The 24914-nt window shown below is 50.2% G+C and carries 24 protein-coding genes and 1 riboswitch; of the genes, 13 read left to right on the top strand and 11 right to left on the bottom strand.

The genetic code is table 11. The features are described 5' to 3' along the window. Positions 1-18: 18 nt before the first annotated feature. Complete coding sequence (locus tag MJ611_RS02990) at positions 19-777, top strand: LytR/AlgR family response regulator transcription factor (RefSeq protein ID WP_250427921.1); 759 nt, start codon at positions 19-21, stop codon at positions 775-777. A gap of 76 nt (positions 778-853) precedes the next feature. On the opposite strand, the gene ahcY is transcribed toward MJ611_RS02990, so the two are convergent. Together ahcY and MJ611_RS03000 are read right to left on the bottom strand one after the other, a co-directional pair. Next, positions 854-2161 carry an adenosylhomocysteinase gene (ahcY, locus tag MJ611_RS02995; RefSeq protein ID WP_250427922.1) on the bottom strand — a complete coding sequence of 436 codons (1308 nt, stop codon included), beginning with the start codon at positions 2159-2161 and terminating at the stop codon, positions 854-856. Positions 2162-2315: 154 nt separating this feature from the next. Continuing rightward, entirely contained in the window at positions 2316-3008 is a 693-nt protein-coding gene (locus MJ611_RS03000; protein ID WP_250427923.1) for a DUF4397 domain-containing protein, read from the bottom strand. Positions 3009-3191: 183 nt separating this feature from the next. Here MJ611_RS03000 and MJ611_RS03005 point away from each other — a divergent pair, with 183 nt between their 5' ends. The 5 genes from MJ611_RS03005 to MJ611_RS03025 all read left to right on the top strand — a co-directional run bounded on the left by MJ611_RS03005 (position 3192) and on the right by MJ611_RS03025 (position 6941). After that, a complete protein-coding gene (locus MJ611_RS03005) occupies positions 3192-4391 on the top strand; it encodes a class I SAM-dependent methyltransferase (RefSeq protein ID WP_250427924.1) in 1200 nt (399 codons plus the stop codon). A gap of 295 nt (positions 4392-4686) precedes the next feature. Then, positions 4687-5076 carry a hypothetical protein gene (locus MJ611_RS03010; protein WP_250427925.1) on the top strand — a complete coding sequence of 130 codons (390 nt, stop codon included), beginning with the start codon at positions 4687-4689 and terminating at the stop codon, positions 5074-5076. Between the two features lie 158 nt (positions 5077-5234). Beyond that, the gene (locus MJ611_RS03015) at positions 5235-5441 is read left to right on the top strand and encodes a hypothetical protein (protein ID WP_250427926.1); all 207 of its coding nucleotides are present in this window, start codon (positions 5235-5237) and stop codon (positions 5439-5441) included. A 76-nt stretch (positions 5442-5517) separates the two neighbouring features. Next, entirely contained in the window at positions 5518-5706 is a 189-nt protein-coding gene (locus MJ611_RS03020) for a hypothetical protein (RefSeq protein ID WP_250427927.1), read from the top strand. A gap of 779 nt (positions 5707-6485) precedes the next feature. Next, positions 6486-6941: a DinB family protein gene (locus MJ611_RS03025; RefSeq protein WP_250427928.1), complete on the top strand. Its 456-nt coding sequence runs from the start codon at positions 6486-6488 to the stop codon at positions 6939-6941. A gap of 96 nt (positions 6942-7037) precedes the next feature. Here MJ611_RS03025 and MJ611_RS03030 read toward each other — a convergent pair whose 3' ends face one another. Then, entirely contained in the window at positions 7038-7637 is a 600-nt protein-coding gene (locus MJ611_RS03030) for a DNA-3-methyladenine glycosylase (RefSeq protein ID WP_250427929.1), read from the bottom strand. A gap of 532 nt (positions 7638-8169) precedes the next feature. Then, positions 8170-8374: riboswitch (cobalamin riboswitch) on the top strand. Positions 8375-8477: 103 nt separating this feature from the next. Here MJ611_RS03030 and MJ611_RS03035 point away from each other — a divergent pair. Both MJ611_RS03035 and MJ611_RS03040 read left to right on the top strand, forming a co-directional pair. Further along, positions 8478-10391, top strand: coding sequence for a TonB-dependent receptor plug domain-containing protein (locus tag MJ611_RS03035; RefSeq protein WP_250427931.1), 1914 nt, complete (start codon positions 8478-8480; stop codon positions 10389-10391). An 18-nt stretch (positions 10392-10409) separates the two neighbouring features. Further along, positions 10410-11498, top strand: coding sequence for a DUF5074 domain-containing protein (locus MJ611_RS03040; RefSeq protein WP_250427932.1), 1089 nt, complete (start codon positions 10410-10412; stop codon positions 11496-11498). A 197-nt stretch (positions 11499-11695) separates the two neighbouring features. Here MJ611_RS03040 and MJ611_RS03045 read toward each other — a convergent pair whose 3' ends face one another. After that, complete coding sequence (locus MJ611_RS03045; protein ID WP_250427933.1) at positions 11696-12010, bottom strand: hypothetical protein; 315 nt, start codon at positions 12008-12010, stop codon at positions 11696-11698. A gap of 142 nt (positions 12011-12152) precedes the next feature. Here MJ611_RS03045 and MJ611_RS03050 point away from each other — a divergent pair, with 142 nt between their 5' ends. From MJ611_RS03050 to MJ611_RS03065, 4 genes are all read left to right on the top strand, one after another. Beyond that, a complete protein-coding gene (locus MJ611_RS03050; RefSeq protein WP_250427934.1) occupies positions 12153-12329 on the top strand; it encodes a hypothetical protein in 177 nt (58 codons plus the stop codon). A gap of 53 nt (positions 12330-12382) precedes the next feature. Further along, on the top strand, positions 12383-12622 hold the full coding sequence (locus MJ611_RS03055; RefSeq protein WP_250427935.1) for a DUF2798 domain-containing protein: 240 nt from the start codon (positions 12383-12385) through the stop codon (positions 12620-12622). Between the two features lie 159 nt (positions 12623-12781). Then, complete coding sequence (locus MJ611_RS03060) at positions 12782-14986, top strand: B12-binding domain-containing radical SAM protein (protein WP_250428765.1); 2205 nt, start codon at positions 12782-12784, stop codon at positions 14984-14986. 23 nt (positions 14987-15009) lie between these two features. Beyond that, on the top strand, positions 15010-15669 hold the full coding sequence (locus tag MJ611_RS03065; RefSeq protein WP_250427936.1) for a hypothetical protein: 660 nt from the start codon (positions 15010-15012) through the stop codon (positions 15667-15669). A gap of 8 nt (positions 15670-15677) precedes the next feature. Here the strand turns inward: MJ611_RS03065 and MJ611_RS03070 are convergent, their stop codons facing one another. Then, positions 15678-16211 carry a GNAT family N-acetyltransferase gene (locus MJ611_RS03070; RefSeq protein ID WP_250427937.1) on the bottom strand — a complete coding sequence of 178 codons (534 nt, stop codon included), beginning with the start codon at positions 16209-16211 and terminating at the stop codon, positions 15678-15680. 93 nt (positions 16212-16304) lie between these two features. Next, positions 16305-18008 carry a M28 family metallopeptidase gene (locus MJ611_RS03075; RefSeq protein WP_250427938.1) on the bottom strand — a complete coding sequence of 568 codons (1704 nt, stop codon included), beginning with the start codon at positions 18006-18008 and terminating at the stop codon, positions 16305-16307. A 352-nt stretch (positions 18009-18360) separates the two neighbouring features. On the opposite strand from MJ611_RS03075, the gene MJ611_RS03080 reads away from it, so the two are divergent. Next, the gene (locus MJ611_RS03080) at positions 18361-18924 is read left to right on the top strand and encodes a fasciclin domain-containing protein (RefSeq protein WP_250427939.1); all 564 of its coding nucleotides are present in this window, start codon (positions 18361-18363) and stop codon (positions 18922-18924) included. Positions 18925-19219: 295 nt separating this feature from the next. Here MJ611_RS03080 and uvrB read toward each other — a convergent pair whose 3' ends face one another. The 5 genes from uvrB to MJ611_RS03105 form a co-directional block, all read right to left on the bottom strand. After that, positions 19220-21247: an excinuclease ABC subunit UvrB gene (uvrB, locus tag MJ611_RS03085; protein WP_250427940.1), complete on the bottom strand. Its 2028-nt coding sequence runs from the start codon at positions 21245-21247 to the stop codon at positions 19220-19222. A gap of 215 nt (positions 21248-21462) precedes the next feature. Then, positions 21463-21834, bottom strand: coding sequence for a hypothetical protein (locus tag MJ611_RS03090; RefSeq protein ID WP_250427941.1), 372 nt, complete (start codon positions 21832-21834; stop codon positions 21463-21465). Between the two features lie 129 nt (positions 21835-21963). Continuing rightward, on the bottom strand, positions 21964-22464 hold the full coding sequence (locus MJ611_RS03095; RefSeq protein WP_250427942.1) for a lipocalin family protein: 501 nt from the start codon (positions 22462-22464) through the stop codon (positions 21964-21966). A 93-nt stretch (positions 22465-22557) separates the two neighbouring features. Beyond that, a complete protein-coding gene (locus tag MJ611_RS03100) occupies positions 22558-24204 on the bottom strand; it encodes an outer membrane beta-barrel protein (protein WP_250427943.1) in 1647 nt (548 codons plus the stop codon). After that, on the bottom strand, positions 24188-24766 hold the full coding sequence (locus MJ611_RS03105; protein WP_250427944.1) for an RNA polymerase sigma factor: 579 nt from the start codon (positions 24764-24766) through the stop codon (positions 24188-24190). Before MJ611_RS03105 ends, MJ611_RS03100 begins: the two co-directional genes overlap by 17 nt. Positions 24767-24914 lie beyond the last annotated feature (148 nt).

Genomic DNA, 24914 nt, shown 5'->3' on the forward strand with positions numbered 1-24914 from the left:
ACGTAAGAACCTAATGCTATGACGAAACCTAAAATATTAATATCAGAAGATGAGGTTATCATCGCAGAAGACATTGCTGCGAGCTTGCAAGAGCTGGGTTATGAAACGTGTGCAATTGATAACGGCGAGGCTACAATCGATATGATCCGGGAAACGCACCCGGACCTGGTATTGCTTGATATAAACCTGCGCGGCGACATTGACGGAGTAGAGCTAGGCGCACGCATAAAAAAAGAATTTGGCATACCTTTTATCTATCTTACAGCCTATGCAGATAAAGCTACTATAGACAGAGCAAAAAAAACGGAACCGGACGGTTTTCTGGTAAAACCTTTTGATGAAAAGAACCTGCGGTCCGCCATTGAAATAGCACTTTACAAGCACGACACCAGTGCAAAGCCTGAGGCTAAAGAAGAAGAGCCTGCTTCACAGCCTCTGAATCACAACCATGAGCCAGAAATTGCTGCTGATTATATTTTCGTAAAAGTAAAGCACCGCATCATTAAGGTGCACTACAAAGACATCCTTTGGGTGGAGGCCTACGACAACTATTCTTTTATAGTAACGGCAGACCAGAAGTACCTGGTAAGTTCAACGCTTAAGGACATGGAAAGCAAGCTGCCTCCCCAGAACTTTGTACGCGTGCACCGCTCCTACATTGCAAACCTCGACAAGATCGAGGCTCTGGAAGAAAATTCGGTCGTGTTCTCCAAGGGCGATATCCCGATCGGGAAGTCTTATAAAAGAACACTGATGTCTCGTTTTAACATCATCTGAACAGGGAATACCTCGTCACATGTAAATAAAAAAGCCGATGCAGTGCATCGGCTTTCCCTTTATACGTAAGTTTTGCTTAGTATCTATAGTACTCCGGCTTAAACGGACCTTCCACTTCCACGCCAATGTAAGCAGCCTGGTCAGGAGTAAGCTCATCCAGCTCTACACCGATCTTACCCAGGTGCAGGCGGGCCACTTTCTCATCCAACTGCTTTGGCAAAGTATAAACTTTGTTCTCGTAAGCCTCAGCATTCGTCCACAGCTCGATCTGTGCCAGCGTCTGGTTAGAGAACGAGTTAGACATAACGAACGATGGGTGACCGGTAGCGCAACCCAGGTTTACCAGGCGGCCTTCAGCCAGCACGATGATGTCTTTGCCTTCGATGTTATACAGGTCTACCTGTGGCTTAATGGTATCTTTGGTGTGGCCATAGTTGTCGTTCAGCCAGGCCATATCGATCTCGTTGTCGAAGTGGCCGATATTACAAACGATAGCCTTATCCTTCATAGAGCGGAAGTGCTGCTCTGTGATGATGTTCTTATTACCTGTAGCTGTTACTACAATGTCAGCATCTTTTACTGCGTCAGCCATACGCTTCACAGCAAAGCCGTCCATGGCAGCCTGCAGCGCACAGATCGGGTCGATCTCCGTAACGATCACGCGGGCACCTGCACCACGCAAAGAGGCAGCAGAACCTTTGCCTACGTCGCCGTAACCAGCTACAACCGCTACTTTACCAGCCATCATTACGTCTGTAGCACGGCGGATAGAATCTACCAAAGATTCTTTACAGCCATACTTGTTATCGAACTTAGACTTGGTAACCGAGTCGTTCACGTTGATGGCAGGCATTGGAAGCGTACCGTTCTTCATGCGCTCGTACAGACGGTGCACACCGGTAGTTGTCTCTTCAGAAAGGCCTTTGATGCCAGGGGCCAGCTCCGGATACTTGTCCAGTACCATGTTGGTCAGGTCACCACCGTCATCCAGGATCATGTTCAATGGCTGACGGTCTTCACCGAAGAACAGGGTCTGCTCGATGCACCAGTCAAACTCTTCCGCGTTCATACCTTTCCAGGCATATACAGAAATACCGGCAGCGGCAATGGCAGCAGCAGCGTGGTCCTGTGTAGAGAAGATGTTGCAGGAAGACCAGGTAACTTCAGCACCCAGCTCTACCAGCGTTTCGATAAGCACAGCCGTTTGAATGGTCATGTGCAGACAGCCGGCGATGCGGGCACCTGCCAACGGCTTGCTCGGGCCATACTCCTCACGGATAGCCATCAGGCCTGGCATTTCGGCTTCAGCCAGTTTGATTTCTTTACGGCCCCACTCGGCCAGCGAAATATCTTTTACTTTGTATTTAAGCTGCGTATCGATCATCTTACTATTTTTTACTGTTCTAAACACAAAATTACACAATTTGTTGCGCATATCACAACCAAAATTCTGCAATTGCCTTGTTACTGTATAGCTTTCGCTAAAAGCAAAGTGGCGCCTGATGCAGTACCAGGCGCCACTTTATACTTAAACAGCTTTATTTATTCACGATAATCTGGGCACCCAGTGAGTTATTGTTACCTGCAGGCGGACTTACAAAACCACGCGCAAATACAGTATAGATCTTTCCGTTTGCCAGTTGCACATCCGGTACGGTAAGTACTACTGTCTCTGTGCCGGCCAGGCGTACTTCCAGGTCATAGGTGGCGGCATCTACCGGCGTAAATGCTGTGGCAGATTTAAAACTCTGGTTGCTGAAGATCACCGGGCCACCCACAACGGCGATGTCTACAGCTGGGGCATCAGGCGACAAATGCACAAAACGAACATGTGCCTTACCCGAGGCTGGGGAAGCTAGGTTATCCATTAACACCACCGGCTCGATATTGGTTAAGGTATTGGCAGCAAAAATAGTATAACTCTGGTTAGCAGCCAGGTTTGCATCAGCGTTTATAACCGTAGTAGAAGTACCGGCAGCATTGACTTTGATGTTACGGTTACCAGCGCGCACAGGCAGGTAACCCGTGTTGTTCGGGAAAGTAAGTGCAGCTGAATTCACTTTGGCATCATCTATAAGCAAGTCTACGCCGGGCGCATCAGGCGAGGCGTGCACGACCATCACCATTGCGTTGTTCATCAGGCTGTCGTCATCATCGTCGTCGTCATCGCAGCTGGTAAAAGCCAGTGCAGGCAGTACAGCAAGTAGCAGAAGTTTCATCCATTTCTTCATAGTAGAAAAATTTTAAAAGTTAGTTATTAAGTTTATCATCAATACAACCCGACGCCTGAGGCTTTGTTTAATATTTTTAAAAAAATATTAAACAAAATTTTCTTATCCGAGACCAACTTACCCCTACTCCTGAAAAACAACTATCTTTACACCCTGCCGGTAAAGCAATTTACCCGTCAGCCAATGTATAGCAGCATGCGCACCTTCAGCGAGACAGAGAAAGAGTTTATAGCCGAACACCTGCACCAACACCCTTCCGAGCTGATGCTTCAGGCGAAGCGCTACCCTGACCTGCCCATGCTGGAGTTGGTGCAACAGATACAGGCACGGCAGAAAGCAGCAGGCAAGCTTCCTAGCTGGGTCGCAAACCCGGATGTGGTGTTCCCTGTGACGCTGTCGGTGGAGCAGAGCTCTTCAGAGGCTACGGCGGCGTTTAAGGCCTCCCTGGTATCAGGAAAGCTGCTCGTGGACCTGACCGGTGGCTTTGGAGTGGACAGTTTATACTTTGCCAAACGTTTTGAGCAGGTGGTGCACGTAGAGCAGAACCAGGAGCTGCAGGAGATAGCAAAGTATAACTTCGGATTGCTGGGTGCAGATAATGTGCATAGTATAAATACCACAGCGCAGCAGTTTCTGGAAAGCTTTGAAAGTATAGCCGACGTGATTTACCTGGATCCGGCACGCCGCGGAGGTCGTGATGAAAAGGTGCACCTGCTGGAAGACTGCGAGCCCGACATCCTGCGCCTGTTGCCACAACTCCTCCGCAAAGCCCACACTGTTATACTTAAAACATCTCCCATGCTGGACATTGACCTGGCTGTGGAGCAGTTGGGAACTGTAGCACAGGTATGGGTAGTAGCGCTCCAGAACGAGTGCAAAGAGGTGCTATACTTTATCAGTAGAGCGGCCACAGGTGAAGCGGAGCGGCATGCGGTAAACTTGCTTGCCAGCGGCGGTATGCAGCAGCTCACTTTCACCAAAAGCCAGGAAGACCAGGCAAAAGTAACCTTTGCTGATCCGGAGGCTTTCGTTTATGAGCCCAACACAGCTATACTTAAGGCTGGCGGCTACCGAAGCATCGCCGCCAAGTATAACCTGCACAAGCTGCACCCCAACAGCCATCTTTATACTTCCAGCACCTATGTAGCCGACTTCCCCGGCAGAGCTTTTCGCTGCTCCGGCACCAGTCGCTACAATAAAAAGGAGCTTCTGCCCCTGTTGCCGCAAAAAAAAGCCAACATCACCGTCCGCAACTTCCCCGAATCGGTAGCCGAGATCCGCAAAAAGACGGGCATCAAAGAAGGCGGCGAGGTATACCTGTTCTTTACCACCGACATGCACCAGAAGCCGGTGGTGCTCGTTTGCCGCAAAGCAACGGCCTGATTTTTCATTTTTTTTCACTGTTCCCCTCTTTCAGTTTCTCTGCTGTAAATCCAACCGTTTTTTGTGAATGGGCTTCGCTGTTATTGCAGATAACACATTATAAACAAGACACATACGTCCGCTGTTATACTTAAATGAAAGTATATAAGCATAAAACAATCTATACAGCAATTATCCAATTCACCCCTTGCTCAAGCAATCCCTAATTTGCTAACCAGGTGCCATTTAGCTCGTAAAACTGAGCAGAGCCGGCCTAAAGGGCAGGCAAAAATGTTCCATTTAAATAATGAAAGCTATGAAACGTAATAATGAAGATCAGAACAAAAGAAATAACATGAACCCGTCAAACCAGAACCAAGGTTCTTCATCTAATCAGAATAAATCGAACGCCAGAAATGAAGGCGAAGGACGTGGCTGGCACGGCGATCCACAGGGTCACGCCGAAGCAGGAAGCCAGAGCCACAAGAATTCCGGCTCTTCTTCTTCTACCAGCAACAGGAGTTCTTCTCAGGGCAGCTCGCAGTCGCAGGGCCGCAGCAGCCAGGGCGAGGGCCGTGGCTGGCATGGTGACCCGCAGGGACATGCAAAGGCCGGCAGCCAGAGCCACAAAAACGACAACTCTTCTTCGAGCAATAGAAGCTCCGGAAACCAGGGATCATCTGACAGCGGGCGAAGCAACTCGTAGTCTGCCTTAACTTACTAATTCTAGACTTGCTGAAAAGCCCGTAGCCTCTGCTATGGGCTTTTTGGTAACTATGATAACCCGAACATGCTGTAAAGGCAGCCGTAAACTCTATGAGCAAAGGCTAAAAGCATTTATTATTAACTTAACAAAAGAGGATCATGAAGGAGCAAGATAAACGTGATAAACATCATAAATCGGAGAGCAACCCGGAGAAGTCATTTGACGCAGGCAAAAAGGGTGGTAAGGCTTCTACCGAAACTACTGGCCAAGCCTCAAACGTATTAAAAGCCTCTAAAATAACTGGCAACGTAGGCGCATCGGGAGAGAACCGCTCCGGTGGTGGCAAGCAGAATGAAGGCCGCTAATGGAAATGCCCTTGCACCAAGATGGGATGCAAAGCTACCTGACTGATCAGGATTCTAAAACTTAAACAATGAACGCATGAAAAACGAGAAGGATAATAAAGACCTGGCCAAAAACCAGAAGGACTCACAGCTAGACAAGCCGAACAAAGGCAGTAAGTCAGATACCAGCAACAGCCTGGACCGTGACGCAGTAGGAGACAAAGGCGCAAACAACTATACGCCACAAAACCGAACCGACAACGAGCAGGGTACCGAGAAGCAGTAAGCTCTAACGTATACTCTATAAACCACAAAGGCTATAGTCTAACGACTATGGCCTTTGTGGTTTATGTTGAATTATGGAAAGGTATTCTTATATTAGTGTAGCGCTATATTAGGTTTAGGTCAAAGTATGTATTTGTCCACCACATATAGTGCAGATAGTATGAGTAGGTACTCCTGCTATCGGGTAGTTAGCTCCAATTGTAAATATTATAAAGAATGAATAATAGATTACTAATTGCACTTTATGTTTTAGCGAATCTGACTTTCATCATAGTAATTATAATTCAGTGGAGCGAATTAAAAGAATTTCCCGACATAATCTTGAAATATTCGGAATACAGAAAAAAGGAATACCTAGGTATCAATAAATATCTCGTTCAATGCTTGTTCTACTTGATAGGTTTAGGATTAAGTTTCTTTGTATTACGGGACTTACTTAAAAGAAAAATAGTAAGAAGAAAAACACTCTTCTTGTATGGAATATACTTTTTGCTGTTGATTCTGTTTGAGTTGCCTTTCTACGACAAACATATTGGATGGGGAAACCTCCATGGACATTCATACTGGAAAGGATTTCACTTTCACTAATTTTAATAGTAGTGGGAAAATCAAAGTCAATAAAAACATCTGGAGCTAACAAAGTGTAAAGGGCAGCCTTCGGCCGACGGTCTCTGCCACCGCTTACACGAGTACCGTTACAATCCAATTTTAAGACAATATAAGCAGAGAGCTAATTTAACATCAGACCAAACGTAAACGATATAACATTGATACTACAAAATGGAAACTGTATTTAAAGCGTGGGCAACAAGTAGGAAACTCTACTTAAATTTTTTTGATAACTACTCATTAGAACAACTAAACAAAATCCCCGACGGCTTTAATAACAACCTGATTTGGAATATTGGGCATATCATTGTTGCACAACAAGCACTAATTTACAAAGGCTCAAACTTACCAATGTATATTTCGGACAACTTAGTAAATCTATACCAACCCGGGACTAAGCCGACGGGTCCAACTTCGCAAACCCAAGTAAATGAGCTGAAAGAACTTTTGATTTCTCTTATCGCAACAACCAAATCCGATTTTCAAAAAGGCATATTCAACACCTATACGGAACGGACAACTGCAACAGGGTTTCATCTGGCTTCGCTAAGCGACGCTTTTGAGTTTAACAACTACCACGAAGGCCTGCATTTAGGATATATGATGGGTTTAAGCAGGTTAATCTGACAAACAAAACGGCTGGTAACACAATCTTGGCCTCAGGTGAGTTGAGGACCAAGTTGCTGAATTTCTTGTTCAGATAAACAACCTGAAAAGTATAAATTACCCCTTCCTGCTCACCCACTTATTTCCTTTCAGCCAGAAGCGCCAAGGCAGCAAGGCGTCGTCGCCGGCATAGTCTACACCTATTCTGGGGCCTACGGCTATACTTTCCGCAGGCACTTCCACGCCTTTGTCTTCTATCCAGATGGTTTCCCCGGTAAGCGGCGTGCCATAATGTTTGCGGTTGATACCCAAAGCTATACTTAACACACCGGGTCCGGCCGTCAGGTTGGGTTTTATACTTGCCATGTTGCGGCGCAGCAGCATTTCCTCTACTCCTACTTCCGGCTCTATGGCCCGCACCAGCACCGCGTCGGCCTGCCCCTCCACATTCGTGATGATGTTAAACAGGTTATAAATGCCGTACACCAGGTACACATATGCCACGCCGCCTTCGTGGTACATGATCTCGGTGCGCTGTGTGCGGCGGTTCATGTGCGCGTGGCAGGCTTTGTCGTTCACCCCAGAATACGCTTCCGTTTCCACGATCATGCCCCCGGTAAGTATACCGTCGTGATTCGTATAGAGGTACTTGCCGAGCAGTTCCTGCGCGATCTGCACCACATTGGGGCGGGTGTAAAAAGATTGGGGCAGTTTCAAGATCGTTTTTCGTTTATTGTGTTTCGTGTATCGGGTGTGGAAGTATGGTACGAGGCTCCCGCAACGCAGGTCGATTGATTCTTTGTTTTTGTCATCCTGAAAGTTGAAAATCCCGAACTTGATTCGGGGGAACTTGGAAGCTGGTAGTATAGGCTTAACCTCAGGGGACAGACAGGGCCTTTCATTCTAATAAATCAGCATTAATGGCGCGAGCGTCCTCGCTCGTGGCTTGGTATAGGGTGGGCCTCTGGCCCAGTCGGATTGCAAATCCGACATGCTAAAAAGTCACGGTTCACAGATCCGCGCCAGCAAACAGTAGAATGAAACGACACTGCCTGTGAGCTATCCTGCAGACTCTGGCTGCTCTTTTTGCGGCGGGACGCCACCGAATGACGCACACTCACCAGAGGCGAGCGAGAGTATAAATAGCGCAGTTATTTCAGAATGCAACAACACTGCCCCGCACCGGAGTATACAGCTCCGCCCAAAGCATAATTCGTAATTATTAATTCGTAATTCGTAATTAATACCTTAGCTTTGCTTCCAGATTGGTGGCCTTTGCTACTCCCGTAGTAAAAGCCTTAAAAGGGAAACAGGTGTGATACCTGTGCTGTTCCCGCAACTGTAATCTTCAACAGAGGGTTAGCCAACACCAATGCCACTGTGCCGCAACCGCTGCATGGGAAGGCCGGCTGACTGAAGAGAGCCAGGAGACCTGCCAGTCCGACAAACATAGTCGTATGCTTTCGGGTAAAAAGCTGCACGGCCACCGCTATTGCTGCGATCGCTGTTCCTGCCCTATACCTGCCTGCATGCTTCGGGATTAAAGCAAGCGTATACGTGGCAAAGTTTTCAAAACGCATTTTACTTTTTCTGGCTGCCTCGCTGGGTATGGCACCGGCTGCCCTGGCGCAGCAGGACACAGCACTGTATCATCTGCAGGGCGTAGAGATCTTTGGTAAACCGGCCGAGGTGTTTGCTGCCGGCAGCCGCGTGAGCACCCTCGACAGCAGCTACCTGCAAACGTATACGTCGCGCTCGCTGGCAGAAGCGCTGCAGGCGCGCACGCCCATCTACTTCAAAACCTACGGTGCCAGCGGTATTTCGAGCGCCTCCTTCCGGGGTACCAGTGCCGGCCATACCGCCGTGCTCTGGAACGGCCTGAACATTACGCTTCCTTCGCTGGGCCAAAGTGATTTTGCTACCCTGCCCTTAAGTAGTGTAGGCGAAGTAGCCATGCAGCACGGAGCGGCGGGCGCCACGTATGGCAGCGGCGCCATTGGTGGCGCCATACTTTTAAACTCTCCCACTTATGGCAGGCAAGGCTTCCGAGGCGATCTACAGCAGGAAGTCGGCAGCTTTGGCAGGTACTTCAGCAACGCTGCGGCCAGCTATAGCAACGAGAAACTAGCTGTAGGTATAAGCGGCAACTGGCAACTTGCCCCGAACAGGTTCCCTTATAGGGATTATGCAACCTTCGGAGCACCCGAACGAAAGCAGGAACACGCCGAGGTACAGCAGCATGGCTTTGCGCAGGACCTGGTGTGGCATCTCTCGCCTAAAAGTAAGCTCTCCCTGCACAGCTGGTACACGTCCACCGACCGCGAAGTACAACCCGCACTGGGCGCGGCCTACACCAACGCACAGCAGCTCGACAAGAACCTGCGCCTGATGGCCGGCTACGACTACAGCAGCCGCTGGGGCCAGACAAGTATAAAAACAGCCTGGTTCTCAGACTACCTTAAGTATACCGACGACAATAACTATTCTGTAACTGACATCCAGACCTACCAGGTGCAGGCCGAGCAAACCTATACCTATGGCAAGCGCTGGAGCCTGCGCGGCGGCGTAAACCTGCAGCACTTCACAGGTGATGTAGAAGGTTATGGCGGAGGAGTGACCGAAGACCGTGCCGCCGCCTTTGCCCTTTTCCGCTTCGACCCGACAGAAGCACTGGAGCTGAGCCTGAACATGCGCCAGGCTTTTATCAAGAACTACAACCCCGCTCCTACTCCCACCGTGGGTGCCAACTGGAAACTAGCTTCAGGGCAAAACCACCACCTCTACCTGAAAGGCAATGTTTCGGGCAGCTACCGGGTGCCGACACTGAACGAGCGATTCTGGCAACCGGGCGGTAACTCCAACCTGAAGCCGGAGCAAGGCTGGAACTACGAGAGCGGTCTGCGACATGTCTATACTTTAGGCAGTCTGCTTGTAGAGTCAGAAGCAACGGCCTACTACATGCTGGTGGATAACTGGGTGCAATGGGTGCCTACACCCGAAGGTTTTTGGACGCCGCATAACCTGCAGAAAGTACGGTCGCAGGGGCTGGAGCTGAGCAGCCAGGCCAGCAGGCAGCTCGGAGATCTGAAGCTGACGGCAACGGCAGGCTATACTTATACTTCCACGGAGCAGGTGAAAGCTTATGAAGGAACGGAGGAGCTGGACAGGCAACTGGCCTATGTGCCGCTGCACAAGGCTACCTTCTTTACCGACGCCGCTTTCCGTACCTGGTCTCTTTCCGGCAACCTGAGCTATAACGGCCTCCGCTATACCAACGGCAATAACACCAATTTTCTACCAAGCTTTACCTTAGTAGGCTTCGCGCTAAACAAGCAGTTTCTACTTGGTCAGCAGAAGCTTATCGCCTCAGCGCGGGTAGATAACGCCACCAACACCGACTACAAAACCATGCAGAACCTGCCCATGCCGGGCCGGCAGTATGCCCTTAGCTTACGCTTTATCATTCCATAATCAACTATAACTCAAAACATGAAAAAGTATATTACCGTGCGCCGCTTCTTTGTAGCAGCAGCGCTTTTAACCGGCTCCCTCTCTTTCAGCAGCTGTGAAAACGACAACGAAGGCCCTTCGGGTGAATATGCGCAGGACGCGGTACTTGTCTCCAACGAAGGAAACTTTAACAGCTCCAATGCTTCTGTCAGCTACCTGAACCGCAGCAACGGCAGTGTAACAAATGAAATTTTCAAAAAGGCAAACCCGGAAATGGTGCTGGGCGATGTGCTGCAAAGTATGGCTGTACACGGCGATCGCGCCTTTATGGTAATGAACAACAGCCGGAAAGTAGTGGTGGCAAACGCCAATACTTTTAAGGCCGAAGGCGAGATAAGCGGGCTGGAAATGCCCCGATATTTTGTAGCGCTTAACGACAGCAAAGGCTACGTGACGGAGTGGGTAACTTTCAGCGGAAACGGACGTGTGGCCGTAGTCGACCTGAAAACATTGACAGTTACCAAAATAATAGAAGTAGGCATCAACCCGGAGCGTCTGCTGCTGGCTGGTGGCAAGCTGTACGTTGCCAACCGCGAGGACAACAAACTTTCTGTGATCAACACGGCTACCGATGTCCTTGAGACAACGATTCCGGTAACACATGGTCCGAATGGTCTGGCACTAGATAACAACAACAACCTGTGGGTAACTTCCTCCGGCCTGAAAGTATACGACCCTGTTACCTGGGAGATCAGTACAGAAACGAGTGCACCCGGCACGCTGTCTAAAATCAATACCAGCAGCAATACGGTGGTGGATACAGCTAACTTCAGCAGCCGGTCTGCCTCCCCAGGCAACCTGACCACCAGCAAAGACAAGACCAGGCTATACTTTACTTATAACGGCAAGACATACCAGCAGGACCCGCAGGTTAGGCAACTCAGCCGAACGCCATTTATTGGCCGCAGCTTTAATGCCCTGGGCGTTGATCCGGCAACCAATTACCTGTATGCTGCCCGCTCTACAGGTTATACTTCTGATGGCTGGGTTATCCGCTTCAACCCTTCCGGTGCTGCTGTGGATTCTTTCAGAGTGGGCATTGCGCCAAACGGCTTTGTGTTCCGGTAAGCTTTGCTATACTTTATTTTAAGGAACCATGTTAGTTGCGTGGCAGCTGATGTCAGTATGTTGGTGAGAACACCAACAGCGGCAAAATGGCCAGAGGCCCAACAATAACAGACACGAGCGAGGACGCTCGCGCCATGAGAAGTAAAAGGAATTCTTAAACAGAGAAGGCAGGTCTTATATCTGCCTTCTCTCTTATACTACTGGTCTTTTTTCTCGGTCTGTACTTCTCCCCGCTTCTGCCTTGCATTGTCCTGGTTGTAGGCGCCATCGCCTACGGCGCTGCCGGGCTTGTTATTGTCGTGATTCTCGTGGTCGGCATGTTCATAATGCTTCTCCATACTTTCTTCCGAAGTATCGGTTCTGCTCTGTATCTGCTTTTCCTCTACATCCTTCACACCGCCCCGTTCTACGTTTGTTTCACCGGGCTCTGTACCTGTGTTGCAGGCTGTTAAGCCGATACCGGCACTTAGCAGTACGGCCAGTAGCGTTGCATTTATCTTTTTCGAATTCATTCCTTATTTCCTTTTCTAAAACATCTGATTAAAGGCGCATTAGCCTGCCCTAATGTACGACCAGCTTCGCTTTATAGTTAAAGAATAGCACCTCTCCCAGCTTTCTGCGTAAACCCGTTACAGAATTTAACGCGAAACAACCATGAAGGAAAATAAGAAAACACCAACTACAGACACTTCGAAAACGATGTCTTCGGATGCAGATAAAATGAAAGGTCAGCAGCAACCGGCAGCGCCAAAGCAAACGACCAATACGCAGCGCGATAACCGCAGCAGCCAGACCCGGGAAGAAGAGGAAGCAGAAAAAGGACATTCCTGATGCTTTTCCGGGCTGGTGTTTATACTTTTGCAGAAGTATAAACACCAGCCCGTATGAAAAAGCCTTCGAAGAAGCCTTTCCTGCAACCACAAACCAAGCGCAAACTGATCATCCTTGCGATCATCAGCCTGTTGCTGGCCTCGGCTCTGGAGCTTTATACTTTTGGCATTGCCTCCGACTTTTTTATCCGCTGGATTCGCTCCTTTTTCGTGATCCTGGTACTGATATCCACAACGGTTCTGGCCATTGTCCCTGCCATTAATTATGCCGTGGATAAAGCCGCCGGTAAGTAGCCTACGTTTCTCCCAAGTAAACTTTCCCAAGTAAACTTATTGAACCTGTCTGGCGGGCAGCCTGTTCAGAAGTCAGCATTTATTTAGAAAGCGTGGCAGAATAGTTAATTTTGCCTTTTGCACGCTTTGCTGCACCTGAACCGTTACTACGTTTATACTTTGGAGAAGCCAACCATACTGCTTATCACGCCGCCGCTCACGCAGCTCAATACCCCCTACCCTGCCACTGCTTACATCAAAGGTTTCCTGCAAGGGCAAGGGTATACCGTTACCCAGGCTGATTTCGGCATTGAGCTGGTGCTGCGTATGTTCACCAAAGCAGGTCTGCAACGCATTTTTGAAGCCGTAGAAGCCGGCGATTACGAGCTATCGGACAACAGCCGCCGTATCCTGCGCCTTAAGCGGGAGTACGTGCAGACGATCGAGCCGGTGATCCGTTTTCTCCAAAACAAAGACATGACGCTGGCCCAGCAGATCTCCTACAGCCGCTTTTTGCCCGAGGCTTCGCGCTTCGACCAGGTAGACGACATCGACTGGGCTTTTGGCAGCATGGGCATCACCGACCGGGCCCGCCACCTGGCCACGCTATATTTAGAAGACCTGGGCGACCTGATCAAGGAAACCATCTGCCCATATTTTGCCTTCAGCCGCTACGCCGATAAACTGGCTATGTCGGCCACTTCGTTCGATTCGCTGGAGGAGGCGCTGCAGGAAGAGCCCAACCTGGTAGACCAAATGCTGCTGGAACTGCTGGAAGAACGCCTGCAGGAAGTACAGCCTGCTATTGTGGGCTTCTCAATTCCTTTCCCGGGCAACCTGTACGGTGGCCTGCGCCTGGCCCAGTACATCAAACAAAAGTATCCGCACATCCATACCATGATGGGCGGCGGTTACCCGAACACTGAGCTGCGCAGCCTCCGCGAGCCACGCCTGTTCAAGTACATCGACTTTGTAACGTTGGACGATGGCGAAGGCCCGTGGCTGAAAATACTGGAGTACCTGCAGGGGCAGCGCCAGATAGATTTGCTGCAGCGCACCTTTATGCTTCTGGATGGCAAGGTAGAGTACATCAACGGCTGCCTGGATAAAGATATTCCGCACACTGAAGTAGGCACCCCGGATTACAGCGACCTAAAGCTGCAGGAGTACCTGTCGGTGATCGACGTGATCAACCCGATGCACCGCCTCTGGAGCGACGGCCGCTGGAATAAGTTAACCGTAGCGCACGGCTGCTATTGGAAGCGCTGCTCCTTCTGCGACATCACTTTAGACTATATCTCCCGCTACGAGACGGCGCCAGCCACTTTGCTGGTTGACCGCATTGAGCAGATCATCGCCCAGACCGGGCAGACTGGCTTTCACTTTGTAGATGAGGCGGCACCACCCGCCGCCCTGCGCGATCTGGCCATCGAGCTCATCCGCCGTGGCGTGAAGATCACCTGGTGGGGCAACATCCGTTTCGAAAAAACTTTTACTCCTGACCTGTGCCGCCTGCTAGCTGCTTCGGGCTGTATAGCGGTTTCAGGTGGCTTGGAGGTAGCCTCCGACCGCCTGCTCGACCTGATGCAAAAAGGCGTAAGTATAGCCCAGGTCGCCCGCGTAACGCACGGGTTCACGGAAGCCGGCATCATGGTGCACGCGTACCTTATGTATGGTTTTCCGACCCAAACAGCCCAGGAAACCATCGACTCGCTGGAAGTCGTGCGCCAGCTGTTCCTGACCGGTGTGATCCAATCGGGTTACTGGCACCGCTTCAGTATGACGGCCCACAGCCCGGTTGGCAAAAACCCGGAGAAGTATGGCGTAGTGAAAGTGGGTCCGGAAGAAGGCGGTTTTGCTTACAACGACCTTTGGCACGAAGATCCGCAGGGCACCGACCATGAAGTGTTTGGCGAAGGGCTGGCCAAGTCGATCTACAACTTTATGCACGGCGTAGGGCTGGAGGAGCCGCTCTCGTTCTGGTTCGATTTTAAAGTGCCCCGCACCACGGTAGCACGCGACCTGATCGCCCGGGCCATTGAGGAGCCGCAGAAAGCAGGCAGTGAGCGCCGCAACATGCGCGTGCTCTGGCTGGGCCACGTTCCGGAAATCGAGTTTACCATGTACGCCAAGAAAGGACAGACCATTGAGCGTTGCGAGCTTACCTTTTACGAGAAGGCAGAAGACTTTCAGGTGAAAACCACGGCTACCATCGGGCAATGGCTGTTCGAGCAGATTACCTTACTTGCCGCTGAGGACGCTGCTACCGTAACGCTGAAAGATCTGGAAGAGAGTTACCCGCAGGACGCGCATCTGAGTTTCCAGGAGTTTCTGGCCTCGCCTACCTGGTTTGAGCTGCGAGAAAAAGGGCTTCTGCTGCTATAAAACTTACTGCTTTAGAACAAGTTGTGCGTAGCTCCAGTAATCTGGTGTGGGTCAACAAGATCTGTCATAAGGTGGATGAGGTAATCAGAACAAATTCTTTTGGAGATGAGCATGTACCGATCAGGATCGGTAAGGGCACGATTGTCTTCAATGGAAAAGAAATCCGGCTGGAGGAGGTAACAGGTATAAAAACAGGCCTGCAGCTGATACAGCTGTACATCTTCCCCATCGGCAGGAAATACCTCATTGCACTAAAAACTCCGACAGATCAGCTGGACATCGTTTTCAGAAGCTACTTCCGGATTGACAACGACTACTTTGACGGTTTGTTCGACGAGATCCTGGACGAGATCTGGGACCCTATAACGGACCGGCTACTGGAAGAAAGTATAAAACTTATTACAGATGGTGGCGTGGTGGTAGTCGGCAACTGCCGGGTTGACCGGGAAGGTGTAGCTGTTATTACAGATGCTGCGCTGTCAAAAAAGTTCGACCTCATCCCCTGGTCTGACCTGGACTACGACATGAAGCATGACCGGCTGGTGATCAGCAGCAAAAGCGATCACCAGGTATGGACCAATCTCTACTTCTTAGACACCTGGAATGTGGATATCCTTACAGCTATTCTAGATTGGGTATTTGAAGAAAATGGTTTGGCCGAGCTGAATAAGCTCCGCCAGTAAGGCAGCTTTTATACTTCCCGCTGCATGTACAGGTCGCGCTGCACATCCTCGCCAAGTATAAACTCCAGTTCGCCTACTTCCCGGAAGCCATACTTGTGGTAAAAGCGCATGGCCCGCTCGTTGTGCTCCCATACGGTGAGCCACACCACATCATGCCCCTTCTGCCTGGCCTTGTCAAGGCTCAGTTGCATGAGTCGGTCGCCTAAGCCCTTGCCTGTCCATTCCTGCAAGATATAGAGCCGGTTTATCTGCAGCGGATTCTTTGCCTGAATTGCTTCCGGTGCGGCTCCGGTATTCAGCTTCAGGTACGCCACGGCCTCTCCTTCTGCTTCCACGATAATGAATTCTGTATAGGGATCTGCCAGTTCTTTGGCCTGCAGCTCCGGCGTATACATGGTGGTGCGAAATGCTGTCATGTCTTCCGGTTTGTTGTAGGCAGCAAAGGTCTGGTCGAAAGTACGCCAGCCCAGCTCGGCCAGTAGTTCGGCATCGGCCGGGGTGCCGGTTCTGAAGTGAAAGGTATAATTATCTGCGGCAGGCATGGCGTAAGTAAAAGTTTATACTTAAAAATAACGCCCCTATACATTAGTACAGGGGCGCCAGCAAAGTTATTTATACTTACACTTATAAGCCAATTATTTCAGATAAGCTTCTCTTACGGCCTTAAACTCAGAGCCTGCTTTCCACTTAGGCCACGCGCCTGTTGCAGACAGTCGTTTGCCCACCTGAAAAAGCAGGGTCAGATCTTCCACAGCCCCTTCCATCACATACCCTTCATGCACCTCGTCGGAGGGTTTGTGGTAGTAGTTGGCGTAAAAGGCATCCAGCTGCTGCTTGCCATACTCCTTTCCTTTTTCCACATCATCAATGCCCGGCCCTATGAACAAAGCAGGTATACCAATTTTGGCAAAGTTGAAGTGGTCGGAACGATAGTATAAACCTGCTTCCGGGTTCGGCTCCGGTGCTACGTAGCGGCCCACTTTGCGGGCTTCTTCCGCCATGTAATCTTCCAGTTCCGACTGCCCCATACCAAAAAGCACAATGTCTTTGGTTCTGCCATAGGAGTTGAGCATGTCCATGTTGATGTTGGCTACTGTTTTCTCTTTCGGGAAGACCGGGTTCTCGGCATAATAAGCAGAGCCCCAAAGCCCCTGCTCTTCTGCCGTTACAGCCAGAAACACAATGCTTCGCTCCGGTGGTGTTGGTTGGTTTTTGAAGGCTTTTGCTATCTCCAGCAAGCCGGCAACACCACTGGCGTCATCCACGGCGCCGTTGTAAATGCTGTCTCCTGTGGCATCGGCCTTGCCATAGCCGAGGTGGTCCCAGTGGGCGGTGTAGATGATGCTTTCATCAGGGGCCTTGAAGCCGGTGATCTTTGCTATGAAGTTATGCGACTTGTCATACTTCGTTTTCACCGTCATGGAGGTGCTGACCTTCATGTTGAGCGGCACCGGCTTGGATCCGGGCTTTGCCGCACTGGCAACCAGCGTCGCATAATCCTTGCCTGCAGCGGCTAACAACTTCTGCCCAACCTCGTTCGACAGCCAGCCTTCCATGGCGCACTTATAGGTTTCTTTTCCTCTTGAGTCTAGGTAAAGCTTGGAAGTGTTCCAGTTGTTCTGCACAACCTCAAAACCATACCCGGCCGGCTCGGTGCTGTGGATGATGAGACAGCCTCTTGCTCCCTGCCGGGCAGCCTCTTCAAATTTATAAGTCCAGCGGCCGTAGTAGGTCATCGTCTTGCCTTTGAAGCCTGTACCCTCCGGCGCATAAAAGCCAGGATCGTTTACCAACACCACCACTACTTTATCTTTTACATTTAACCCGGCATAGTCATTCCAGTTATACTCCGGCGCCACAATGCCAAAGCCGGCAAATACCAGTTCGCTGGGCTCCAGCTTCACCGTTGGGTCAGTGCGCCGGGTCCAGATCACGTAGTCTTTGCGCCCTTCCAGTTTGAAGGTCTGCTTGCCTTTGATGGTCATGGTTGGGCTGGCAGTAGTTTTAACATCTACCATAGGTACTTCCTGCAGAAAGCTGTTGCCGTTACCAGGCTCAAGCCCCAGTGCCTTGAACTCCCGCTCTAGGTAGGCCAGGGTTTTCTTCTCGCCACTGGTAAAAGGCTTACGGCCTTCCAACTCATCAGCAGAAACTTCTCTCAGGTACTTGCCAAAGCTTTCGGTGGTAAGCGTTGCAGGAGGAGTAGCCGGCGATGTAGGAGCAGCTACCGTTTCCGCAGTCGTTTCCGGAGCCTGTGTACTGCCGCCGGAAGACTGACACGCTGAAAACAAACCAGCCAGAAGCACGGCGGGCAGCAAAGATTTAATTCTCTTAATCATATTAAGTATAGATTATAGTTGAAAATGCAGCATCAAAAGCCGCTACGGGTATAGTAAAGTACAGAGCCAAGCATCCGAAACAAAGTAGCAATGCTAACACAACTACTACGAGCTTCTGGGAAACAAAGGCATTTGCCAGAGACAAACTGCAAAGTATAATCCGCCACCACATTACTTCCCACAACACGTATACGCCAAACGCATAGATAACCTCCTGATACTGTGTTACAACATCATCTTGCACAACCTCTAAAAACCTAACACAAGTCATTTTCTAAGGTAAGCAAAGTCATACTTTTCAAGTATAAATCTGCATAATATTGTGATGTTCTTAAACCTAACACACAGCATTATGAAAAAGATATTACTAGCCGTTGCAGCCGGAGCTATGCTGGTGGCCTGCAACTCATCTGATCCGCAGACAACAGCCTCTGCTAATCAGGAAACAAGCACAGCCTCCGAGGAGCAAGCCTCCGCCGGACAGTCTGCCGTACAGGACGATGAATCGCAGAAGAACGTGGTACAGGTGGCAGCCTCCTCGCCCGATCACACTACATTGGTAACGGCAGTGAAAGCGGCTGGCCTGGTAGATGTGCTCACGAATGCGGGCCCCTTTACCGTGTTTGCACCAACCAATGCTGCTTTTGAAAAACTACCTGCCGGTACCGTAGAAGACTTGCTGGCACCGGAAAAAAGAAGCGACTTCAGAAGCATACTGCAGTACCATGTGTATGTGGGTGTGCTGAACACAGATAACATTGAAGACGGCCAAAGCCTGGGTCAGGTAAACGGCGGTCGTGTAACGATGGGCGTAAAAGATGGCAAGGTGACGGTAAACGGCGCCAACATTGTGGCCTCTATCCCAACGTCCAACGGCGTGATACACGTGATCGACCAGGTACTGCTGCCGCAGTAAAGTATAAACAGGAGAAGGAGCTTTCAGCCAGCACCAGGATGCATACCGTTATCAACTGAATGGTGCGCATGAAGCTATTCTATAGTTACCATGGCAGCCTGAACCCACCCCTACCCCTCCAAGGAGGGGAATTGGCCTATAGAAGCTTATTATCTGACACACGAATCAACCGCTTTTGTTGTCAGGATTGAAAGTATAAAGCAGCGTAAGTATAGCCGATAAAAACAAAAGGCACCTACAGCCCAAGCCGCAGGTGCCTTTTGTTTTTATACTTCTTAGTTAACTCTCTAACTTCCTAGTCTCGTTTCGATTTGAGCAACTGGCGTAGTTCAGCCAGTTCATCCCGGTACTTGGCAGCCTGCAGGAAGTCGAGGTCTTTGGCAGCGGCCTCCATTTGCTTTTCGGTTTTCTTGATGAGCTTCTCCAGTTCGTCTTTCTTCATCGTCTGGATGATAGGCTCGGCGGCAATCGAAACTTCCTCCGGACCGGCATACATCTTCACTTCACGCTTCTTCACGTCGGCTACAGATGTCTGCTCAAAGATCTCGTCCTTCGATTTGAGAACCGTACGTGGGGTAATGCCATGCTCCTCGTTGTAAGCCATCTGCGTAGCACGTCGGCGGTTCGTCTCGTCAATGGCGCGTTGCATGGACCCCGTCATGCGGTCGGCGTACATGATTACTCTTCCACGCTCGTTACGGGCGGCACGTCCCATTGTCTGTATCAGGGAACGCTGGTCGCGCAGAAAACCTTCTTTATCGGCATCCAATATGGCAACCAAACTTACCTCCGGCAGGTCAAGTCCTTCGCGCAGCAGGTTTACACCTACCAGCACATCGATCTCACCTAAACGCAGCTCCCGCAGGATCTCTACCCTATCCAGGGTCTTTACCTCGGAGTGCAGGTACTTCACCTTGATGTTGAGCCGGTCCATATACTTGGTAAGTTCTTCGGACATGCGTTTGGTAAGCGTTGTTACCAGCACCCGCTCGCCCCGTTTGATGCGCTCATCCACCTCATCCAGCAAGTCGTCTACCTGGTTGGCACTTGGGCGTACTTCGATCTCCGGATCAAGCAAGCCGGTCGGACGAATGATCTGTTCTACTACAACCCCTTCGGACTTCTGCATCTCGTAATCGCCGGGTGTAGCGCTGACAAACACAACCTGGTGCATCAGGCTCTCGAATTCATTAAACGTAAGCGGGCGGTTGTCCATGGCAGCCGGCAAACGGAAACCGTACTCTACAAGCGCTACCTTACGGGAGCGGTCGCCTCCCCACATGGCGCGTACCTGCGGCATGGTTACGTGGCTCTCGTCGATCACCATCAGGAAATCATCCGGGAAATAGTCAAGCAAACAGAACGGACGGGCACCCGGGGCACGGCGGTCGAAGTAACGGGAGTAGTTCTCGATACCGGAGCAGTAGCCCAGTTCACGGATCATCTCCAGGTCGAACTCAGTACGCTCTTTTATACGTTTTGCCTCCACGGGCCTGTCCTCTTTCAGGAAATACTCGTGCTGCGCTACCATGTCATACTGGATCTCATGTATGGCCTGGTTCAGCGTGTCTTTGCCGGTAACGAAGAGGTTGGCCGGATACAGCGTAACAGCTGTTTCGTCCGACAGTTTTTTACCTGATTGCGGATCGATACGGTGTATCTGCTCCAGTTCATCGCCGAAGAAGTATAAGCGGTAGGCAAAGTCGGCATAAGCCGGGAAAATATCCACCGTATCGCCTTTCACGCGAAACGTTCCACGTGTGAACTCGGCTTCGGTGCGACTATACAGGATCTGCACAAAGGTATAGAGCAGGTTGTTGCGGCTGTAGCGCTGGCCCGGTGCCAGGTGCAGTACGTTCTTACCAAACTCCTCGGGGTTACCAATACCATAGATACACGACACCGATGCCACCACGATCACATCGCGGCGGCCCGACAAAAGTGCCGATGTCGTGTGCAGACGCAGTTTCTCAATCTCTTCGTTGATTTGCAGGTCTTTTTCAATGAACACATCCGAAGAAGCAATGTATGCCTCCGGCTGATAGTAGTCGTAGTAGGAAATGAAGTATTCTACCGCGTTGTTCGGGAAGAACTGCTTGAACTCGCCGTACAGCTGGGCTGCCAGCGTTTTGTTATGGCACAGCACCAGGGTAGGTTTGCCCACATTTTTGATCACGTTGGCCATAGTAAAGGTCTTACCTGTACCTGTGGCTCCTAAAAGCACCTGCGCATGCTCGCCCCGCGTAATGCCATCGGTGAGCTGTGCTATCGCTTTCGGCTGATCGCCGGTTGGTTGAAATTCTGAAGTTAGCTGAAAATCCATTCGTTGATTTTACGAGAAGTAAAGATATACTATAACACCGAAAAGCAGCCGTAAGTTTAGCTTTTGCAGATTTAAAGCAGCGACAGGGCAAACAGCCAGAAAAGGAAAAAGCCTGCCGAAGAACAGCAGGCTTTTAGCAATTAATCACTTTCCTAATTTAAAAACAACATTAACTAATCTATTAATCAATCACCTAATCATACTTTAAACTATACTTACCGGTCGCCGCTGCTGCAGATGCGTTTTATACTTGCCGCTGGGTACATCATGTAAACAGCTGTGCAGACAGGGCCTTGCCCATTGTTCTCCTCCAGCGCCACGTTTATCTTTAGACCCGGCTTGCGGTAAGCCTCAGGCAGGTTGTTGACCGTAACGTAGGTATCCGTGGCATAGCAACCACCGGGCAAAATACCGGCTCTGATCTCCTCCGTATTGGGAATGCTTAGCAGGTACCAGCTACCGCCACAATCAGGACCCACTACCTCTGCCTGCACACAAGCGGGCTCCGGATCGTTGTCCCTGCAGCAGCTCGCGATCAGCAGCGACAGACAGAGGTAAAGCAACGCAATGCAAAAGGTATTCTTCATGGTTTTATTTTGTACTAGTGGCGCGTGTCGACTAACAAGGACCGGTGCAAACTACCCGGAGTACTGCCGGGTTCTTAAGGAATAGGTAGTAGTGCAGTAAGATGGCTGCACCGGCCCTATGTCAGTCTTTTATCTGTATAAATGGTAAGTATCCTTAAACACTGCGTATGGATCGGTGCCGGTAAAGGCATTTTCCAGCACCAGCTTTTTACCATCCAGCTCTTTTATCATAAATCTGCCCGACCACTCGCTGTTGCTCAGCACAAAGCCGCCTGCCAGGGTATAATCTATTCTGAAGGCGTCTTTGCAAAGTTTGTTCTGCGTATCGGTGCGCACCAGAAAAGCGCTGTCGGCCCTGAATTCAAAGTAATCCTGTGCAGTGCCGGTATAGTTGCTGGCGTTGCAGTTATTGCTCCGGCAAAGCTGGTACTCTATTTTGCTGATCGACCACTTGCCCAGTACGACCCCACGAGTATCCTCCAGCTTGAGCTCCGGGCTTACATCTTCTTCTTTTGCGCATCCGGAGAGCAACACCGACAGAAAGAGTAAAGCCAGTAATACATACCATCCGGAAAGATTAGCCCGTAAAAAAATAACAAGGGCGATCAGAGAATTGTATGCGGGTTTCATAAGTGTAGTTCAGGGCAAAACAGTTGGCTCCATTTACATACTCATGATTCCGGTATGGCCCGGATGGTTGCATGCGTGATCTGAAAAAAGGAATTATTTTTTAGCGCCGCCCAGGTTGTAGTTTACCCCCATGCTCAGGCCGATGTTGTACGGTTTGCCCTGCGGAGCCATGGCTTTATCCGGATCGGCCAGCAGGGTACTCAGGTAGCTGCGCACCTCCGGTCCCAGGGCAACAGTTACCGTTTCCGACAGGCGTTTGCCCAAGCCCATTGCCACGTTACCAGACAGCTGTACCTTACGGAAAGGAGAATCGTCTCCCGGGTCATAGTTCACGGTCTGCACCTGATCATCGGTGGCCTCTACCCTGCTTTCTACCAGAAAGTTGGCAGCCATACCGCCTGCTGCATACCAGTACCAATTTTTGGCAATGTTGCCTTCGTACTGCAGGGCTACCGGCACCGACACATGGCGGTACTTGTAGTTTACATTAAAGGCATCCGTCTGGGCCACACTAATAGAATCGGTAGTGAAGCTGTTGTTGAGCGATGGCAGAAAGATGGTAGACGGATTAAGCTCGTAACGCTCGTTGGTGCGTGGCTTAAACCAGAACTGCCGTACGATGTAACTGGTTTTGGTACGCGCTGCATTCTGGCTATATCCGAGACCGGTAAGCAGCTTAAGTTTCTTACCCAGTTTAAAACCAGCCTTCACCTCCATGGTATAAGAGAAAGCCGGGTCGGTATTATTCTCGTACTCGTCGCGGGCGGCCTCCATATTCTGTGTTGTTTGCGTAGAAACGGTAGGGCCATCGGCAGTAAAGCTGGATCTGCTCACGGCACTCATCATCTGATCCGGAATGCCAATGTTTTGATCGAAGTAAGAGGGCGTGTAGGCCATGCTCATGCTCCAGCGGTTGTCGCGGGTCTGCTCGTTTTCCTGTTGCTTTTTGCCGTTGCTGCTGTTCAGGGAGGTTTGCAGGGCCTCTGTCTGTTTCTGCTGTCTTAGATTCTCCAAGGCTGAAGACGCAAAACTGAACTGCTTGTTGAACTCGGTGATCGTTTTTGGCAAGTTTGTATTATTTCTTTCGCGCTGTTGCATTGCTGCGCGCACCACTTCACTCACCGGCTTTTCTGATTGCGCCGGCGCAGTTGCCAGCACAGTGGTCTCAGGTATAAAATTTATTTCCTCAGGCTTGGTTGCTGCCGGCGCTGCAGTTATGCCGTCTCTTCCGGAAGTATACTTTGTTGGGTTATAGGCAAGTTCATGCTTAGCTGCGCGGGTTGCTCCGTACGCTGCTACTGTTTCTGCCTGTTCAGGCTGGTAAGCCAACGCAGGCAAATCCACAGCCGCTTCTTCTGCATTGGCTATACTTTCAGATGGTATTTCTATTCCCGCTACAGGGGCTTCATTTACCTGCGGTGTTCCTTGCCCCTGGGCCTTACGTTCATACTTGGCACCGGCTAAACCCGGCTGTCCGCCAGCAATGTTGCCAGGCTGTTGTGTGCCCCTGTTGTAGTTGTATAGCAGCAGCGAGCCCGCCAGCATAAACAGCGCAAAGCAGGCTGCAGCCAACTGGCGGTAAAACAACGCTCGTTTTTTATACTGTTTATTCTCCTGCACCGTCAGGTCGTGGTCGATGCGGGCCCAGAGGTCCGGAGCAGGGGAAGCCTCAGCATCGTGCATGCGGAGGAAGAACTCTTCTTCCATCTTATCGCGCTTATGGTTATTTGCTGATGACATGCTCTTTATAGGTTTTTTCCTGACGCTCGAGCATACCTTGCAGTATGGCCCGGGCACGGGAATATTGAGATTTAGAGGTACCCTCAGAGATACCTAACATTTCGCCAATTTCTTTGTGATTATATCCTTCGATGGCGTACAGGTTAAACACCATCCGGTAACGTGGGGCAAGGCTCTGGATCATACCCAGCAGCTCGTCGAGGCTGTAGCCCGTCAGGCTGAAATCGTCTGAAGAGATACTGGCAGCCTCTTCGGTTTCATGTGAAACGGTCAGCAGCGACTTCTGACGAAGCTGTTTCAGCGCTGTATTGATCATGATCCGTCTGATCCAGAACTCCAGCGGGCAGTCTTTTTTAAAATTCTGAATGTTTGCAAACACCTTCACAAAACCATCCTGCATCATGTCTTCTGCCTCAAAGCTGGTTGGCGCATAACGCAGGCACACCATCATCATCTTTTTAGCATAGAGGTCATAGAGGAGGCGCTGCATTTCCCGCTTCCCGGCAATGCATCCTTCTATGAGTTTTTCCTCTTCTGTTTTTGACTTTGTAAAAAGCTTCAAATGCTGCTTCCGTTAAGCTTCGTACCCCTATGATTCCTGTTGCCGCCTGATGGTTGCAAGGGCAGAGAAATATTTTGGAATATTTTATCTCACCTTCCGGCTCAAACGACACGCTATAAAGAAATAAAGTATAAATATAGTTAAATAC

Source organism: Pontibacter ruber, from assembly GCF_023630205.1.
Taxonomy (GTDB): Bacteria; Bacteroidota; Bacteroidia; order Cytophagales; family Hymenobacteraceae; genus Pontibacter; species Pontibacter ruber.

What these genes read in the sequence shown, in the direction of transcription:
- MJ611_RS02990 (WP_250427921.1), top strand. Translation starts at nt 19, where the DNA reads ATGACGAAACCTAAAATATTAATATCAGAAGATGAGGTTATCATCGCA.
- ahcY (WP_250427922.1), bottom strand. Translation starts at nt 2,161, where the DNA reads ATGATCGATACGCAGCTTAAATACAAAGTAAAAGATATTTCGCTGGCC.
- MJ611_RS03000 (WP_250427923.1), bottom strand. Translation starts at nt 3,008, where the DNA reads ATGAAGAAATGGATGAAACTTCTGCTACTTGCTGTACTGCCTGCACTG.
- MJ611_RS03005 (WP_250427924.1), top strand. Translation starts at nt 3,192, where the DNA reads ATGTATAGCAGCATGCGCACCTTCAGCGAGACAGAGAAAGAGTTTATA.
- MJ611_RS03010 (WP_250427925.1), top strand. Translation starts at nt 4,687, where the DNA reads ATGAAACGTAATAATGAAGATCAGAACAAAAGAAATAACATGAACCCG.
- MJ611_RS03015 (WP_250427926.1), top strand. Translation starts at nt 5,235, where the DNA reads ATGAAGGAGCAAGATAAACGTGATAAACATCATAAATCGGAGAGCAAC.
- MJ611_RS03020 (WP_250427927.1), top strand. Translation starts at nt 5,518, where the DNA reads ATGAAAAACGAGAAGGATAATAAAGACCTGGCCAAAAACCAGAAGGAC.
- MJ611_RS03025 (WP_250427928.1), top strand. Translation starts at nt 6,486, where the DNA reads ATGGAAACTGTATTTAAAGCGTGGGCAACAAGTAGGAAACTCTACTTA.
- MJ611_RS03040 (WP_250427932.1), top strand. Translation starts at nt 10,410, where the DNA reads ATGAAAAAGTATATTACCGTGCGCCGCTTCTTTGTAGCAGCAGCGCTT.
- MJ611_RS03045 (WP_250427933.1), bottom strand. Translation starts at nt 12,010, where the DNA reads ATGAATTCGAAAAAGATAAATGCAACGCTACTGGCCGTACTGCTAAGT.
- MJ611_RS03050 (WP_250427934.1), top strand. Translation starts at nt 12,153, where the DNA reads ATGAAGGAAAATAAGAAAACACCAACTACAGACACTTCGAAAACGATG.
- MJ611_RS03055 (WP_250427935.1), top strand. Translation starts at nt 12,383, where the DNA reads ATGAAAAAGCCTTCGAAGAAGCCTTTCCTGCAACCACAAACCAAGCGC.
- MJ611_RS03070 (WP_250427937.1), bottom strand. Translation starts at nt 16,211, where the DNA reads ATGCCTGCCGCAGATAATTATACCTTTCACTTCAGAACCGGCACCCCG.
- MJ611_RS03075 (WP_250427938.1), bottom strand. Translation starts at nt 18,008, where the DNA reads ATGATTAAGAGAATTAAATCTTTGCTGCCCGCCGTGCTTCTGGCTGGT.
- MJ611_RS03080 (WP_250427939.1), top strand. Translation starts at nt 18,361, where the DNA reads ATGAAAAAGATATTACTAGCCGTTGCAGCCGGAGCTATGCTGGTGGCC.
- uvrB (WP_250427940.1), bottom strand. Translation starts at nt 21,247, where the DNA reads ATGGATTTTCAGCTAACTTCAGAATTTCAACCAACCGGCGATCAGCCG.
- MJ611_RS03090 (WP_250427941.1), bottom strand. Translation starts at nt 21,834, where the DNA reads ATGAAGAATACCTTTTGCATTGCGTTGCTTTACCTCTGTCTGTCGCTG.
- MJ611_RS03095 (WP_250427942.1), bottom strand. Translation starts at nt 22,464, where the DNA reads ATGAAACCCGCATACAATTCTCTGATCGCCCTTGTTATTTTTTTACGG.
- MJ611_RS03100 (WP_250427943.1), bottom strand. Translation starts at nt 24,204, where the DNA reads ATGTCATCAGCAAATAACCATAAGCGCGATAAGATGGAAGAAGAGTTC.